Here is a 14740-nt window from a genome sequence, read left to right as displayed (position 1 = left end):
GCCAGCCATTTCCTGTTTTATGCCTGTAACACAACCCCTGTTCGGGCCTCTCTATGCTGCGAGATTGCTGATGAAACGACTCCCTCTGCTTGCTTTGCCCCTGCTGCTGGCAGCCTGCGCCACCAGCCAGCCACCAGTATCCCCCCCACTGGCGACCCTCTATGACTATCAACTGGGTAATTCGCAGCAGGGAGCGCTGACTCTGGATCAGGCCACTGCCCGTCTCGCGGAGGCCGACATCATTCTGGTGGGCGAACTGCACACCCACCCAGCCATTCACCTGTTGCAGTCACGACTGCTGAGCGCCCTGTATCAGCAAGCAGAGCAGAACGGGCGGGGGCTGACCCTCTCCATGGAGCAGTTCAGCCGGGCCGATCAAGCGACCCTTGATGCCTATCTGGCAGGCAAGATTGGTGAAGCTGCGCTGATCCGCGAAGGGCATGCCTGGCCCAACTACCCGAGCGACTATCGCCCGCTGGTGGAGTTCGCCAAGGCGCACCACATGCCGGTGATCGCCGCCAATGCCCCCAAACCGCTGGTGAGCTGCATCGGTCAGGAAGGCGTCGCCTGGCTAGACAAGTTGCCCACTTCACGTCGCAGCCAGCTGGCCCGCCAGCTGACGCTGGGGGATGATCCCTATCGCCAGAAATTTATGGCCTCCATGCACCACGGCGATGCCGACAGCAACGCCCGCCGTTTCGCCGCCCAGACCAGCTGGGACGACACCATGGCCGAGAGCATGGTGGATTACCTCGCCAGCCATCCGGGCCAGCAGATCATGCATATCGCCGGTAATTTCCATGTAGAGGGGGGGCTCGGGATTGCCAGCCGCATCGCCAGCCGCAACCCGGCGCTCAAGGTGGCATTGGTAGTCCCGCAAACCGGCGAAGAGACAGCCCCGGGTCGAGCCGCCGATGTAACCGTAAAAATGATGCCGCTCCCCGAACGCTGGCAAAACAGTGCCGAGATGAAGCAAGATATGGGCGCGCTGCATCAATCCCGCAGCCGTGACTGCAGCCAGTGGCTGCAACCCTAATCATCAAGGAAACGGCGGGTACAATATGGATGTGTTACTGATCATCGATGTGCAGCAAGGGGTCATGAAAGAGACCCACCATCAGCAACAGCAAGTGCTGGCCAATATCAATCGGGCTGCGGCCCATGTCAGGCAACAACAGGGGCGAGTCATCTATATCCAGCATGATGATCTGCCGGGTGGCGAACTGGAACCCGGCACCCCGGGTTGGCAGTTGCACAGTGCGCTGCAGCCAGCCAAGAGCGATAGCCGGGTACGCAAGAGCGCATGTGACAGCTTCCTCGACACCGAGCTCGCGTTTCTGCTGGCAGAACAGCCGGTCGACAGGCTTATCCTCTGCGGCAGCAACACCGATTTCTGCGTCGATACCACGGTGCGCAGCGCAGCCTCTCATGGCTTCGAGGTGTTCGTATTGAGCGATGCTCACTCCACCGCCAATCGCCCTCACCTTGGCGCCCCCCAGATCATCGAGCATCACAACTGGATATGGCGCAATCTCGACCTGCCGAATGGGCGCAGTGTGACCCTGCTCACCACCGACGAGCTGCTGGCAGTAACACCCGTTGGGCAGCCATGTTAATCTGGCGCCCTCGCTTTGTTTCTCACCGGAGTTTTGCCGTGCGCCTGTTGCCCGCCACCCTGTTGCTGCTCTTTCCCCTGCTGTCGGCCTGCTCCAGCTTGCCTGGCCAGAAGTATGACGGGCCCGAGCCCCTCTTCCTGACCCATATCAACGAGGAGGGGAGCAAGCGCTTCACCTTTGAAGCCGCGCCCAACGATACCCTGCCGCGCGGCCTCTCTGCCGCCCAGAGCCAGCGCCTGCTGGAGCAGCGGGAAGCATTGCAGGAGAACCTGCTGACCCAGACCCTCGCCAGCAAAAAGTACTGCAGGGAAGGGTACATAGTGCTGAGCCAGACCTCCTGGAAGGTACGGGGTGAGTGTAATGAGACGGCAACCACTGCCGATCGCAGCACCTTCCCCAACAAGGCCTCCTGGCAGGATTAAGCAATCCGGACGAGATAACGCAATAAAAAACGGGCAGCCAATTGGCTGCCCGTTTTGTTGTGGCTGATGTCGTGTCGTCAGACCGGCGCATCGGCCGGGCTGGTGAGCTCGGCACCGTTGTCGATGCGCTTGTGCCCTTCCACCAGATGGACGAAGTCCACCAGCTCGTCACCGGAGACCGCAAACGCCTGGCCGAAGCCCTTGACGAACAGCCCCTGCTCCGGCTTGAGGCGGAACAGTTTGAAATCCTTGAGGTTGGAGAGCCCCTTGATGATCTCGCCAAAACGCCCCTCCAGCGCCGCCACGGCCTTGCTCCAGCGAGCGTCGTCACGGGCAACGATTTCGGCCACCGCATCAAAGGTCAGACGCTTGCGGGCAAACAGCTCGCGGGCACCACTCTCATCCTCGATCAGCATCAGGGATACCCGGGGCACCTGTTGCAGATTGCGGGCATGGCGGGCGATCTCGGAGATCAGCACATAGTAGCCATCTTCCTGCAGCACGAACGGCGCATAGCTGGCGTTGGGATTGCCTTCGCTGTCGACGGTGGCGAGCTGCAGGGTACGGCAGCTGTCGCGAAACTCGCGGATCTCCGGTTGCAGACGGTTCTGCAGACGCTCCTGACGTTCACTCATGCTTTTACTTCCTCTTGAGACGGGTGGCGCAGGGCCATAAAACGGGTGACCTGATCGGCCAGCAGCTGGCGCTTCTCGTCGCGGCCGAGATAGACCTTGAAGATGCAGCGGCCGGAGTGGCCGAAGAACTGGAAGGAGTGCCCCTCCTTGCCCATGAACAGCTTGCTGACCAGCGCAATCCCCGCCACGTTGTCGAGCTTGAGGTGACCGTGCAGCTCACCGTCGCGGCCCATCAGGTTGTAGTAGCCACGCGCATCTTTACCCTTCGGGAACGGTGCCTTCACTTCAAAGATGGAACCTTCAGACTCGACGATGGTGGTTACCGGGCCCCAGTCGGCCAGATCGTCCAGCAGAGCTTGTGCGCGATCGGCTGGCAACAGGGTCACCAGCTCCGCGGGCAGCTGACGAACCACCTCCCACTCGCTGACGGCCAGCTGGGTTGCAATGGTTGAAGGGTGAGCGCTGGGATCCTGCTCCAGCATCTCCTGAATGCGTTGTGCAATGCTCATCGTTTCTCCCTCGGCGAGGCACCCGCCTCGCTGTTTATCATGGCGGCTACTCTAATAAAGCACTAGAATCAATGCAATTGATAATTGCTATCATTCTCAGTGCATTTTATTCAAACCCTTGATATTCTCGGCGGCATACCCGTTTCACCCTATTTGTCGGAGGTTAGCATGGGCCGTCCTCTTGCCCTCGCACTCACCCTGCTGAGCAGCTCTCTGCTCCCCCTGTTCACTCATGCTGCCGAAGCGCCCAATACCCGCATCGTCAGTATTGGCCCGGCCACCACTGAACTTATTCTGGCGCTCGGTGGCGACGATCGCCTCGTCGCGACCGATGTCAGCAGTCCCTTGCCAACAGGGTTGCCCAAAGTAGGCTATCAGCGCGCACTGGCAGCCGAAGGGATCCTCAGTCTGGCACCGACTCTGGTGGTCGGCAGCGACGAGATGGGGCCTGCGCCAACCCTCGATCAGCTGCGCCGTGCCGGGGTCAAGGTAGAAGTGCTGGAAACGGCACCGACTCTGGCCAACCTCAATGAGCGTATCGATACCCTGGCCAGCCTGCTGGATGACCAGGCCGCGGGCGAGCAGCTCAAACAGCAGATCCAGAGCCAGACCGAGCAGCTGGCGGCACAAGCCAAACAGAACAAGCCGCTCAAGGTTGCCTTTTTACTGCTGCACAAGGGGCAACCGGTGAGCATTGCCGGGGGCGACACCACCGCCGGCGCCATGCTTACGCTGGCTGGCGGCACCAATACCGCAGCCACGCTGCGCAACTACAAACCCGTCTCCGCCGAATCCCTTATCGAGATGCAACCCGATCTGGTGCTGGTCAGCGGCCGCGACTGGCAGCGCTACGCCGACCCGGCCAAGGTGCTGGCCGAAGTACCCGCACTGGCCGCCACCCCGGCCGGCAAGCGCAACGCCATTCACGCCATCGACGGTCACGCTCTGCAAGGGGGTCTGAGCCTCAACTCCCTGCAGCAGGCGAACCAGATCGCCCAGTGGCTCAAACAGGGGTCATGATGCGCTTGCCACTCCCCTGGCTGCTGGCCCTCACCACGGCCGCCCTCGCCCTGTTGTTGCTCGGTTCACTGGCAACCGGGCCGATGGCACTCACCCTGAGCGAGAGCCTGCGCGCGCTCTATGCCGGACAGGGGAGCGGAATTGCGGCTCACAAGCTTTTGATCGTGCAGGAGATTAGGCTCCCTCGTACCCTGCTCTGCATCGCGGTCGGCGGGATCCTCGGGCTCTGTGGCGCCGTGATGCAGGGGCTGTTTCGCAACCCCCTTGCTGACCCCGGCATCATAGGGGTCTCCGGCGGCGCGGCACTCGGAGCAGCCTTGGCCATCGTGCTGCTGGCCCCCCTCGGTCAATCGCTGCAACAGCTGCTCGGCGTCGGGCTATTGCCGCTGCTCGCCTTTCTCGGCGGTGCGCTGACCACCACTCTGGTCTATCTGCTCGGAACCCGCGAAGGCGGCACCTCGGTGACCGTCATGCTGCTGGCCGGGGTCGCCATCACAGCGCTCTCGGGCGCGGTGATCGGCCTGCTCAGCTATCTTGCCGACGATCAGATGCTGCGGGATCTCAGCCTCTGGCAGATGGGCACCCTGGCCGCCGGCAAACCTGCCGACATGATGCTGGCGCTGCTTACGCTGGCTACCCTGCTGTGGCTCTTTATGCGTAATGCCAATCCCCTCAACGCCCTGCTGCTTGGCGAAGGGGAAGCTCGCCATCTGGGGATCGATGTGCAGGCGCTCAAGCGCCGCCTGATTCTGCTCACCGCCGCCGGTGTCGGCGTGGCGGTGGCGCTATCGGGGATGATCGGCTTCGTCGGGTTGGTGGTGCCCCATCTGGTGCGCCTGCTGGCCGGCCCCAACCATGTCAGACTGCTTCCCCTCTCCGCCCTGATGGGAGCAGCCCTGCTGCTGGGAGCCGACATGCTGGCGCGCACCCTGCTGGCCCCGGCCGAACTGCCGGTCGGCATCATTACTGCCCTGCTCGGTGCACCCTTTTTCATCTGGCTGCTGATCAAGAGCCGCCGCGCGCTCTAATACGGATTGCTATGGAACGATTTGCCTCCCCCCTGCTGACCTGCTCCCGACTGAGCCTGCGCCGTGGCCAGCGCCAGATCCTGGATGGGCTCGATCTCACTCTGCACAGCGGCACCCTGACCGCCCTGCTCGGCCCCAACGGGGCGGGCAAGAGCACCCTGCTCAAATGCCTGACCGGTGAGCTGCCCCATGAAGGCACCATCACCCTGTTTGGCCGGGAGCGTCAGCTGTGGGATAGCAGCCAGCTGGCCCACCGGCTCGGGGTGCTGCCACAGAGCTCGTCGCTCAACTTCCCCTTTCTCTGCGAGGAAGTGGTGGCCATGGGACGCCTGCCCCACAGCGAACCCGCTCGCCGCAAGGAGGAGATAGTGGCCGCCGCCATGGCCCATGCGGGGGTAGAACATCTGGCCAAGCGGCTCTATCCGGGCCTCTCCGGCGGCGAGCGGCAGCGGGTGCAGTTTGCCCGGGTACTGGCCCAGATCTGGCAAACCCCTGATTCAGCCGAGCAATCGGAACAACCACGGCTGCTGCTGCTCGATGAGCCCACTTCGGCCCTCGATCTGAAATATCAGCACCAGCTGCTCGCCATGGCCCGGGCGCTGGCCAGCCGCAACACCGCCGTGCTGGTGGTACTGCACGATCTCAATCTGGCGGCGCGCTATGCCGACCGGCTGGTGATGCTGGAGCGGGGCAAACTGATGGCCGATGGCACACCGGGCGAAGTGCTCACCCCCGAGCTTATCTCCCGCCTCTACGGCTATCCGGCTCAGGTGCTCCACCATCCAGAAAGCGGCCTGCCGATGGTGGTGTAGCTGCTTTTTCCGAGGGGATATGCCAGAAAGGGAAACCACGCCCCTATAATGGCAACCTGTTAACCAATGCAGGTGCCCACATGATTCGCTTTGCCACGTTTAATGTTGCCTTTGACCGCACTGCCGCCGGCATGCTCTCTGGTGAACTGGCGCTGACTCGCTCCGCGCAGGATGAGTTGCTGGCCCGCCTCGCTGACGGCAATCTGAGCGGCGCCGAGAAGACCAAGGCCCTGAACGTGCAGCAGATCCGCAACGTGGCGGAGATCATCCAGCGCACCCGCCCGGATGTGTTCCTGCTCAACGAATTCGACAACGATGGCAAAGGCGAGAACACCGCCGACCTGAAAGCCTTCAACGATAACTATCTGGCCCACGCCCAGCACAGCGAAGTGACGGCCATCAGCTATCCGGTGCTGCAAAACTTCGCCACCAATACCGGTCTGATGAGTGGCTACGACCTCAACCTGGACGGCAAGGTCAACAACGGCCCCGATGATGCCTGGGGCTTTGGCAACTACCACGGCCAGTACGCCTTTGCGGTGATGTCCAAATACCCCATCGACACCAAGCAGATCCGCACCTTCCAGAACTTCAAGTGGAAGGATATGCCGGGCGAGAAGAACCCCGTCATCGATGACTGCAACAACCCCAATGCCAAGATCCCGGCCAGCCGCCAGTGCGGCGATGCCTGGTATTCCGATGAGGTGTGGCAGAAGTACCCGCTCTCTTCCAAGAACCACGCTGACGTGCCGGTGCGGATCAAGACAGAAAATGGAGAAGAGGTCATTCACTTCCTCATCTCCCACCCGACCCCACCCATCTTTGCCAACGCAGCGCGTCACACCGTCAAGCACAACCGCGCCGAGATCGCCTTCTGGAACGACTACGTCAAAGGGCTCAACTACATGGCCGATGACAAGGGCACCAAGGGTGGACTGGCCAAAAATGCCAAGTTCGTCATCGCCGGCGATCTCAACGCCGATCCGCAAACCGGTGACGGTGACCTGAGCGCCATTCAGGATCTGCTGAACAACCCGCTGATGAATCAGGCCATCACCAATGGCACCCTGATCCCGGTCAGCGAAGGGGGCCCGGAGTGTGTCAGCAAGGGGACCGACTGCAAACGCAATCTGAATCGTCCCAACCCGGAGCGGATCACCAACACCAGCGTGCTGCAGCTGGATCACGTTATCCCCTCCGCCAACCTCAACGCGGTCAAGAGCGGTGTCTACTGGCCAGCCAGCTTCGAGGCGGGTTACCACCTGGTCTATGATGCGAAACTCGGCATCGCCAAGGGAGTCAGTTCGGATCACCGTATGGTCTGGGTCGATCTGAAACTCGATTGAGCTACCCACTGACCGTCAATTCGGGGGCCCTCTGGCCCCCTTTTTGTTTTCGCCATATTGCCGCGTCTGCCGCTAGCTCAGACTCCATGCTGAGTAACCAGACAGTTACCGATCGCCACGGCGGCAGACGATTCGGCAAATCGTGCGCTACGCCACCATTCCGATACCCCTGCCTTGCAAGGGGGTATGGGGTTTGCTAATACTCCGCGTCCATTAAATGACCAACCATTACCGGGGCAACGAGCCGTGGCGTTTGAACAATTCACTCTGGTGATCTCGCTGTTCCAGCAGCTCTGCGTCTATCTGGTGATCGCCTGGCTGCTCTCCAAGACGCCACTGTTCATGCCGCTCACTCAGGTGACCCTGAGCTGGCCCCACAAGCTCCTCTGCTACCTCATCTTCTCCGGCTTCTGCGTCATGGGCACCTACTTTGGCCTCAGGGTCGAGGACTCTATCGCCAATACCCGCGCCATTGGCGCCGTGCTGGGGGGCATAGTCGGCGGCCCGGTGGTGGGACTGCTGGTAGGGCTCACCGGCGGCATTCATCGCTACTCGCTGGGGGGCTTCACTGCGCTGGCCTGTACCTTCTCCACCATCGCCGAGGGGCTGCTCGGCGGGCTGGTGCACCGCCACTTCGTCGCCCGCCACCGGCTCGACCTGCTGTTCAGCCCCTGGGTGGTGGGCTCGGTGGCCCTCGTCGCCGAGCTGATGCAGATGGGGATCATCCTGTTGGTGGCCCGCCCCCTCGATGATGCCATCCACCTTATCGAGAACATCATCGCCCCCATGCTGGTGGCCAATACCCTGGGGGCCGCCATGTTCATGCGGATGATCCTCGATCACCGCGCCATGCTGGAGAAGTACTCGGTTGCCTTCTCTGCCCGCGCCCTCAAGATCGCCGAGCGGGCGATGCGGGTGCTGGACAAGGGGTTCACTCAGGATGCGTGCCAGCAGATGGCGCGCATCCTCTACGAGGAGACCGGAGTCGGCGCGGTGGCCATCACCGATCGAGAGAAACTGCTCGCCTTTATCGGCATCGGTGAGGATCACCACCTGCCGGGCACCGCCATCAACTCGGCCCACACTTTCAAGGCGATCCAGCACAACGAGGTGGTCTATGCCGACGGCAACCTTATCCCCTACAGCTGCAACCTGCATCCCCAGTGCCGGCTCGGCTCCTCGCTGGTCATTCCGCTGCGGGGGGAAGAGGGCTCGGTAGTGGGTACCATCAAGCTCTACGAGCCCAAGCGCAAATTCTTCTCCTCCATCAACCGCACCCTGGGAGAGGGGATCGCCCGGCTGCTCTCCGGCCAGATCCTGGCGGGCAAATACAACGAGCAGAAGCGGCTGCTGGCCCAGTCGGAGATCAAGCTGTTGCAGGCGCAGATCAACCCGCACTTCCTGTTCAACGCCCTCAACACCCTGTCGGCGGTGATACGGCGAGATCCCGAAAGCGCCCGCACCCTGGTGCACAACCTCTCCACCTTCTTTCGCAAGAACCTCAAGCGCCAAGGGGACGAGGTGACCCTGGCCGACGAGCTGGAGCATGTGAACGCCTACCTGCACATCGAACAGGCCCGCTTCGCCGAGCACCTGAGCGTACAGATCCAGATTCCCGAGCCGCTGCTGGAGTACCGGCTGCCCACCTTCTCCCTGCAACCCATCGTCGAGAACGCGGTCAAGCACGGCATCTCCCAGATGTTTGAACCCGGCCTGCTGACCCTGACTGCCCGGGTTGAAGCGCAGCGAGTGGTGCTGGAGGTGTGCGACAACGCCGGGCTCTATCAGACGAAACAGGAGGGGTGCGGCCTTGGCATGAATATAGTGGATCGGCGCATCAAGGCCCGTTACGGCGCCGAGTACGGGGTCGCCATCGACTGCGTCCCCCATCAATCAACCCGGGTGAGGATCACCCTTCCCCTGCAGGAGAGCCCATGCTGACCGCCCTGATCGTTGACGATGAACCCCTCGCCCGCGAGGAGCTGCGCCTGCTGCTGGAGCAGGCGGGCAATATCCGCCTGCTGGGAGAGTGCGCCCACGCCATGGAGGCGCTGCCCGCCATCCATCGCCTCAAACCCGACCTGCTGTTTCTCGACATCCAGATGCCGCGCATCAACGGGCTGGAGCTGGTGAGCATGCTGGACCCGGACTTGCGCCCCCACATCGTCTTCATCACCGCCTACGACGAGTTTGCCCTGCGCGCGTTTGAGGAGAACGCCCTCGACTACCTGCTCAAACCGGTCACGGCAGAGCGGATGAACAAGGCGCTGGAGCGCATCCAGCGGTTGCTTTCGCCCAAAGGTGAATTAGCTGGCCAACCGCTGCCGGATCCGACCCGCATCGCCCAGCCCCTGCGCAGCATCCCCTGTAGCGGCCACAACCGGATTCTGCTGCTGCCTCTTGGCGAGGTGGAGTTCATCCACAGCGATCTCACCGGTAACCGGGTGATCAGCGGCCAGCAGCAGGGCACCACCGAGCTGACCCTGCGCACCCTGGAGGAGAAGACCGGCTTCGTGCGCTGTCACCGCCAGTACCTGCTCAACCCGGGCCAGATCCGCGAAATCCTGCTGCTCGACGGCGGGCTGGCGGAGGTGGTGACTCAGGGGGGTCACAAGGTGCCGGTGAGTCGCCGCTACCTCAAGCCCCTCAAGGAGCTGTTGGAGATCCCCTGAGGGGGCGGCCACTCATCCCGTACCTGCTCCAGCTACCACTCACCTGCTTGCTACGCCCGCCGGCTCATCCCTCAAACCGCTCGGGGCCGCTTTTCTGCCACTCGCAGGCGGCCCTCTGCCACTGACCTTTTCTGCGCTCCCCTTTCCCTGTCGCCTGAGTAAAGTGCAGCCTGAGCCCGGCCAGATTGGCCACAGGAAAAGGAAACTCCCCCATGCAACACGCAATCACTTTTGTCATTGCGGCCCTCTGCATCCTCGCCATTGCATATCGCCTCTACGGCGTGTTCTTTGTGCGCAAGGTGCTGCAGGCTGACGACAAACTGGTCACCCCCTCCCACCAGCTGGAAGATGGCAAGAACTATGTGCCGACCAACAAGTGGCTCAACTTCGGCCAGCACTTCGCGGCCATCGCCGCCGCCGGTCCGCTGGTCGGTCCGGTACTGGCCGCCCAGTACGGCTACCTGCCGAGCTTTCTCTGGCTGCTGATCGGCTGCGTCATCGGCGGCGCGGTGCACGACACAGTCGTGCTGTTCGCCTCCATGAAACATCAGGGCAAGTCTCTCTCCGAGGTGGCCAAAGCCGAACTCGGCCCCATCGCGGGCTGGTGTACCGGCCTTGCGATGCTCTTCATCATCACCATCACCATGGCGGGTCTCTCCATGGTGGTGGTGCACGCGCTGGAGCGTAACGCCTGGGGCGTGTTCGCGGTGTTCATGACCATCCCCATCTCCATGGTGGTGGGGATCTGGCACAAGCTGACCGGCAACCTGCAAGCCGCCTCCTGGGTGGGCTTCATCGCCGTGCTGGCCTGCGTCTTCTTCGGCCCCTACGTGCAGGAGAGCGCCTTCGGTGCCTGGCTGACCCTGCGTGCCGAGACCATCAGTCTGGCGCTGCCCATCTACGCCTTCTTCGCCACCGCGCTACCGGTCTGGCTGCTGCTCACCCCGCGCGGCTACATCTCCAGCTTTATGAAGATCGGCGTGTTCGGCGCGCTGGTGATCGGCGTTATCTGCATCAACCCGGAGATCCAGTTCCCCGCCATGACCCAGTTCGTCCACGGCGGCGGCCCGGTACTGGGCGGCCCGGTCTGGCCCTTTATCTCCATTACCATCGCCTGTGGCGCCATCTCCGGCTTCCACGCCTTTATCGGTTCCGGCACCACCCCGAAACTGGTGGACAAGTGGAACGACATCCTGCCGGTCGCCTTCGGTGCCATGCTGGCCGAGTGCGTGGTGGGCGTAATGGCGCTGATCGCCGCCACTGCCCTGCACCCGGCTGACTACTTCGCCATCAACGCCACCCCGGAAGCTTTCGCCAAACTGGGGATGCAGGTGGTGGATCTGCCGTTCCTCTCCCAGGAGATCGGCATGGATCTGAACGGTCGCACCGGCGGCGCCGTCACCCTGGCGGTGGGCATGTCCTACATCTTCACCAAGGTGCCCTGGTTCAGTAACCTCGCCTCCTACTTCTTCCAGTTCGTGGTGATGTTCGAAGCGGTGTTTATCCTGACCGCCGTCGACTCCGGCACCCGGGTCTCCCGCTACCTCATTCAGGACTTCTTCGGCGAGTTCTACCCGCCCCTCAAACGCATCGACTGGATGCCTGGCGCCATCGGGGCCAGCGTGCTCGCCTGCGTGATGTGGGGTTACCTGCTGATGTCCGGTGATATCGGCTCGGTGTGGGCGCTGTTCGGGGTATCGAACCAGCTGATGGCCTCGGTGGGCCTCATCATCGGTGCCACCATCATCTTGCGACTGGCCAGCAAGCGCCGCTACATGCTGACCTGCCTGATCCCGCTGGCCTACCTGTTCGTCACCGTCAACTACGCCGCCTACTGGATGATGAGCAACGTCTACTTCAACTCAGCCGCCAAGGGCTACAACCCAATGAACGGCATCATCTCCCTCATCATGCTGGTGCTGGGGATGCTGATCCTGCTCTCTGCCCTGCGCAAGTGGAGCGAGCTGTGGAAGCTGCGCCAGCAGCCCTCCTACAAGGTGGTCGAGGCAACCGCCTCCTGATCATCCCGACCATGACCAAGGCCCCGCACAAGCGGGGCCTCTGTTTATGTGGTGATTTTCATGCGGACTCATTAAGGGACAACTCATTAATGAGCCCCCTGATCACAGAACCGTCTATCCGAAAGTGGTAGTATGCCCGCTCCTGTCACCCTGCTGTCCGACGGCAAACCGGGGTGGCCTCTCCTCCGCTTTCACTTTTTGAGGAACGATTTGATGGAACTGCTTCTGCTTAGCAACGGTAAAGCCAACGAATTTCCGGGTCTGCTCGGCTGGGCCCGGGATCGGGTTCAAAGCCTGCTCGCGCGCAAACAGGTCAAGCGCATCCTGCTGATCCCCTACGCGGTGATCCGCAGCGACTGGGATGCCCGTGCCAACGAGCTGCAGGAGAGTCTGGGAGTCGATGCCATCAGCATCCACCACTTCGATGATCCGGTTGATGCCATCAATCAGGCGGACGCCATCTTTATCAGCGGCGGCAACACCTGGCGCCTCAACCAGATGCTGCATGAAAACGGTCTGATCGTGCCGATCCAGCGTGCCGTGCGCGAGCGGGGCGTCCCCTATGTGGGCTGGAGCGCCGGTTGCAACGTGGCGACCCCGAGCATACGCACCACCAACGACATGCCGGTTTGCAGCGCCGCCGTGCTGCCGGCGCTGGGCCTGTTCCCGCTGCAGATCAACCCGCACTATCTGGACGCCAGCATCAGCGGCCACATGGGCGAGACCCGCGACGAGCGTCTGGCCGAGTTCTGCGCCATCAACCCGAGCGAGCACGTGGTGGCCCTGCGTGAAGCGAGCCTGCTGCAAATCACCGGAGAAAACGGCAGCGAGCGTCTGGAGTACTGGAGCGCACGCGAGCAGGACTTCAAGATCTTCAAACACGGTCAGGAGCCGCAATCCTTTATGGACGCAGCCCCGCTGGCCGAGCTGACCCCCTTCAAGGTCGGCTGAGCCACGCAGAGCGCCATGCCACTTGCCAGCGGATAGCTCGCGAAACCGTAAAAACAAAAGAGGGATGGCTCAATGCCATCCCTCTTTTTTATCGTCATCTTGCAGCTGATTGCAGCCTGACTACTCACCCTGCAGGGTCACCAGCACCTTGCGGGCACCACCATCGACGCGATGTTCGCCAAGCCAGATCCCCTGCCAGGTGCCGAGCGCCAACTGACCATCGCGGATCGGCAGTTGCAGGCTCACCCCAAGCAGGGAGGATTTGATGTGGGCGGGCATGTCATCCGGCCCCTCACAGGTGTGGCGATAGTAGGGGGCATCCTCCGGCGCCAGCCGGTGCAGATGGGCCTCCATATCGCTGCGCACGCTCGGATCGCAATTCTCGTTGAGGGTGAGCGAGGCAGAGGTGTGTTGCAGCAGCAGGTGCGCCATGCCAATCCGGTAATCCGCCAGCATCGGCAACTTGGCCACCAGCTCGTCCGTCACCAGATGAAAGCCCCGCGAACGGGGCTTCAACGTCAGCAGGCACTGCTGCCACATCAGACGTACTCCATAAAGACGCGGGAGGTGAGTTTGGTGATGAGTTCGTAGGGGATGGTGCCAATCTCGTCGGCCACCCGCTCCACCGGCAACCCCTCGCCCCACAGCACCGCTTCGTCGCCGGGCTTGTCGGTCGCGCCCGGGCCCAGATCGACGGTGCTCATATCCATGGAGACACGCCCCACCAGCGGCACAATGCGGCCGTTGACCAGCACGGATGTGCCGTTGGGCGCCATGCGCGGATAGCCGTCACCATAGCCAATGGCGATCACCCCAAGGCGGGTATCGCGATCCGCCACCCAGTTGGCGCCATAACCCACCGGCTCGCCCGCCTTGTGATCCCGCACCGCAATCAGCTGGGTCTTCAAGGTCATCACCGGCTGCAGGTCGTAATCGGCCGCCACCGTGTTGGGGAAGGGCGACACACCATAGAGGATGACACCGGGGCGCACCCAGTCGCAGTGGGAGTCCGGCCAGGCCAGAATGCCCGCCGAGTTGGCCATGGCCCGTTCGCCCAGGAGCGGCGCGGTCAACTTGCTGAACAAGTCGATCTGCTCGCGGGTGGTGGGCTGCTCCAGCTCATCGGAACGGCTGAAGTGGGTCATGATGTTGAACGGCTGCACCACGTTCTTGCACTTGCCGAGGCGCTCGATAAAAGCGGGCATCTCGTCGGCCCGCACCCCGAGCCGGTGCATGCCGGTGTCGAGCTTGAGCCAGGCCACCACGGGGGCTGGCAGCTCGGCCTGCTCCAGCGCTTCGAGCTGCTCCCAGGTGTGAACCGCCGTCTGCAGATTGTTGGCCGCCAGCACCGGCAGATCGTCGGCGGAGAAGAAGCCCTCCAGCAGCACAATGGGTTTGACCACGGCACAGGAGCGCAGCATCAGCGCCTCTTCGATCCGGGCCACCGCATAGGCATCCGCATCCACCAGAGTGCGGGCGACCGGCAGCAGTCCGTGGCCATAGGCGTTGGCCTTGACCACAGCGATGATCTTGCAAGCGGGAGCGTGGCGCTTGACCACGGCGAGGTTGTGGCGCAAGGCCGCAGTGTTGATTTGGGCAGTAGCCGCTTTCATGGTTTTCCCTTACGAGGGCACAAATGGTCCCCCCCTCATCGGGCAGAAGACCGCCACTCACTTATCGTCGTCGAAGGCCGGACCGGCATAATTGT

15 protein-coding genes are annotated in these 14740 nt (G+C 62.4%); 11 read left to right on the top strand and 4 right to left on the bottom strand.

Going from position 1 to position 14740, the window contains the following annotated elements; all coding sequences use genetic code 11:
- Positions 1-67 precede the first annotated feature (67 nt).
- The 3 genes from AAHA41_RS09395 to AAHA41_RS09385 are packed head-to-tail and all read left to right on the top strand — an operon-like array spanning position 68 to position 2038.
- Complete coding sequence (locus AAHA41_RS09395; protein ID WP_323069043.1) at positions 68-1036, top strand: ChaN family lipoprotein; 969 nt, start codon at positions 68-70, stop codon at positions 1034-1036.
- Positions 1037-1061: 25 nt separating this feature from the next.
- On the top strand, positions 1062-1616 hold the full coding sequence (locus tag AAHA41_RS09390; RefSeq protein ID WP_042030796.1) for a cysteine hydrolase family protein: 555 nt from the start codon (positions 1062-1064) through the stop codon (positions 1614-1616).
- Positions 1617-1654: 38 nt separating this feature from the next.
- The gene (locus AAHA41_RS09385; protein WP_323068998.1) at positions 1655-2038 is read left to right on the top strand and encodes a hypothetical protein; all 384 of its coding nucleotides are present in this window, start codon (positions 1655-1657) and stop codon (positions 2036-2038) included.
- A gap of 77 nt (positions 2039-2115) precedes the next feature.
- Here the strand turns inward: AAHA41_RS09385 and hutZ are convergent, their stop codons facing one another.
- On the bottom strand, positions 2116-2673 hold the full coding sequence (gene hutZ / locus AAHA41_RS09380; protein WP_042030798.1) for a heme utilization protein HutZ: 558 nt from the start codon (positions 2671-2673) through the stop codon (positions 2116-2118).
- Positions 2670-3182: a heme utilization cystosolic carrier protein HutX gene (hutX, locus tag AAHA41_RS09375; RefSeq protein WP_033114633.1), complete on the bottom strand. Its 513-nt coding sequence runs from the start codon at positions 3180-3182 to the stop codon at positions 2670-2672. Before hutX ends, hutZ begins: the two co-directional genes overlap by 4 nt.
- A gap of 168 nt (positions 3183-3350) precedes the next feature.
- Between hutX and AAHA41_RS09370 the strand changes: the two genes are divergently transcribed.
- The 8 genes from AAHA41_RS09370 (at position 3351) to pepE (ending at position 13032) form a co-directional block, all read left to right on the top strand.
- A complete protein-coding gene (locus AAHA41_RS09370; RefSeq protein WP_323069000.1) occupies positions 3351-4202 on the top strand; it encodes a helical backbone metal receptor in 852 nt (283 codons plus the stop codon).
- The gene (locus tag AAHA41_RS09365; RefSeq protein WP_323069001.1) at positions 4199-5230 is read left to right on the top strand and encodes an iron ABC transporter permease; all 1032 of its coding nucleotides are present in this window, start codon (positions 4199-4201) and stop codon (positions 5228-5230) included. The genes AAHA41_RS09370 and AAHA41_RS09365 overlap by 4 nt, the downstream gene beginning before the upstream one ends.
- Before the next feature lie 11 nt (positions 5231-5241).
- Entirely contained in the window at positions 5242-6042 is an 801-nt protein-coding gene (locus AAHA41_RS09360) for a heme ABC transporter ATP-binding protein (RefSeq protein WP_323069002.1), read from the top strand.
- A gap of 80 nt (positions 6043-6122) precedes the next feature.
- Positions 6123-7388: an endonuclease/exonuclease/phosphatase family protein gene (locus AAHA41_RS09355; RefSeq protein ID WP_323069004.1), complete on the top strand. Its 1266-nt coding sequence runs from the start codon at positions 6123-6125 to the stop codon at positions 7386-7388.
- A 246-nt stretch (positions 7389-7634) separates the two neighbouring features.
- Entirely contained in the window at positions 7635-9329 is a 1695-nt protein-coding gene (locus AAHA41_RS09350; protein WP_323069005.1) for a sensor histidine kinase, read from the top strand.
- The gene (gene btsR / locus AAHA41_RS09345) at positions 9323-10060 is read left to right on the top strand and encodes a two-component system response regulator BtsR (protein WP_043850340.1); all 738 of its coding nucleotides are present in this window, start codon (positions 9323-9325) and stop codon (positions 10058-10060) included. Before AAHA41_RS09350 ends, btsR begins: the two co-directional genes overlap by 7 nt.
- A 212-nt stretch (positions 10061-10272) precedes the next feature.
- Entirely contained in the window at positions 10273-12081 is a 1809-nt protein-coding gene (locus tag AAHA41_RS09340; protein WP_323069007.1) for a carbon starvation protein A, read from the top strand.
- A gap of 213 nt (positions 12082-12294) precedes the next feature.
- Entirely contained in the window at positions 12295-13032 is a 738-nt protein-coding gene (gene pepE / locus AAHA41_RS09335) for a dipeptidase PepE (RefSeq protein WP_104016704.1), read from the top strand.
- A 120-nt stretch (positions 13033-13152) separates the two neighbouring features.
- On the opposite strand, the gene AAHA41_RS09330 is transcribed toward pepE, so the two are convergent.
- Entirely contained in the window at positions 13153-13572 is a 420-nt protein-coding gene (locus AAHA41_RS09330) for a secondary thiamine-phosphate synthase enzyme YjbQ (protein ID WP_104016703.1), read from the bottom strand.
- The gene (gene alr / locus AAHA41_RS09325) at positions 13572-14645 is read right to left on the bottom strand and encodes an alanine racemase (protein WP_185228398.1); all 1074 of its coding nucleotides are present in this window, start codon (positions 14643-14645) and stop codon (positions 13572-13574) included. Before alr ends, AAHA41_RS09330 begins: the two co-directional genes overlap by 1 nt.
- Positions 14646-14740 lie beyond the last annotated feature (95 nt).

Source organism: Aeromonas sp. SER (assembly GCF_038739615.1).
Taxonomy (GTDB): Bacteria; Pseudomonadota; Gammaproteobacteria; order Enterobacterales; family Aeromonadaceae; genus Aeromonas; species Aeromonas jandaei.
Note: the sequence above shows the minus strand (reverse complement) of the source record. Positions and strands in the feature narration are given on the sequence as shown.

What these genes read in the sequence shown, in the direction of transcription:
- AAHA41_RS09365 (WP_323069001.1), top strand. Translation starts at nt 4,199, where the DNA reads ATGATGCGCTTGCCACTCCCCTGGCTGCTGGCCCTCACCACGGCCGCC.
- AAHA41_RS09360 (WP_323069002.1), top strand. Translation starts at nt 5,242, where the DNA reads ATGGAACGATTTGCCTCCCCCCTGCTGACCTGCTCCCGACTGAGCCTG.
- AAHA41_RS09370 (WP_323069000.1), top strand. Translation starts at nt 3,351, where the DNA reads ATGGGCCGTCCTCTTGCCCTCGCACTCACCCTGCTGAGCAGCTCTCTG.
- AAHA41_RS09390 (WP_042030796.1), top strand. Translation starts at nt 1,062, where the DNA reads ATGGATGTGTTACTGATCATCGATGTGCAGCAAGGGGTCATGAAAGAG.
- AAHA41_RS09355 (WP_323069004.1), top strand. Translation starts at nt 6,123, where the DNA reads ATGATTCGCTTTGCCACGTTTAATGTTGCCTTTGACCGCACTGCCGCC.
- AAHA41_RS09340 (WP_323069007.1), top strand. Translation starts at nt 10,273, where the DNA reads ATGCAACACGCAATCACTTTTGTCATTGCGGCCCTCTGCATCCTCGCC.
- btsR (WP_043850340.1), top strand. Translation starts at nt 9,323, where the DNA reads ATGCTGACCGCCCTGATCGTTGACGATGAACCCCTCGCCCGCGAGGAG.
- AAHA41_RS09330 (WP_104016703.1), bottom strand. Translation starts at nt 13,572, where the DNA reads ATGTGGCAGCAGTGCCTGCTGACGTTGAAGCCCCGTTCGCGGGGCTTT.
- hutX (WP_033114633.1), bottom strand. Translation starts at nt 3,182, where the DNA reads ATGAGCATTGCACAACGCATTCAGGAGATGCTGGAGCAGGATCCCAGC.
- pepE (WP_104016704.1), top strand. Translation starts at nt 12,295, where the DNA reads ATGGAACTGCTTCTGCTTAGCAACGGTAAAGCCAACGAATTTCCGGGT.
- alr (WP_185228398.1), bottom strand. Translation starts at nt 14,645, where the DNA reads ATGAAAGCGGCTACTGCCCAAATCAACACTGCGGCCTTGCGCCACAAC.
- hutZ (WP_042030798.1), bottom strand. Translation starts at nt 2,673, where the DNA reads ATGAGTGAACGTCAGGAGCGTCTGCAGAACCGTCTGCAACCGGAGATC.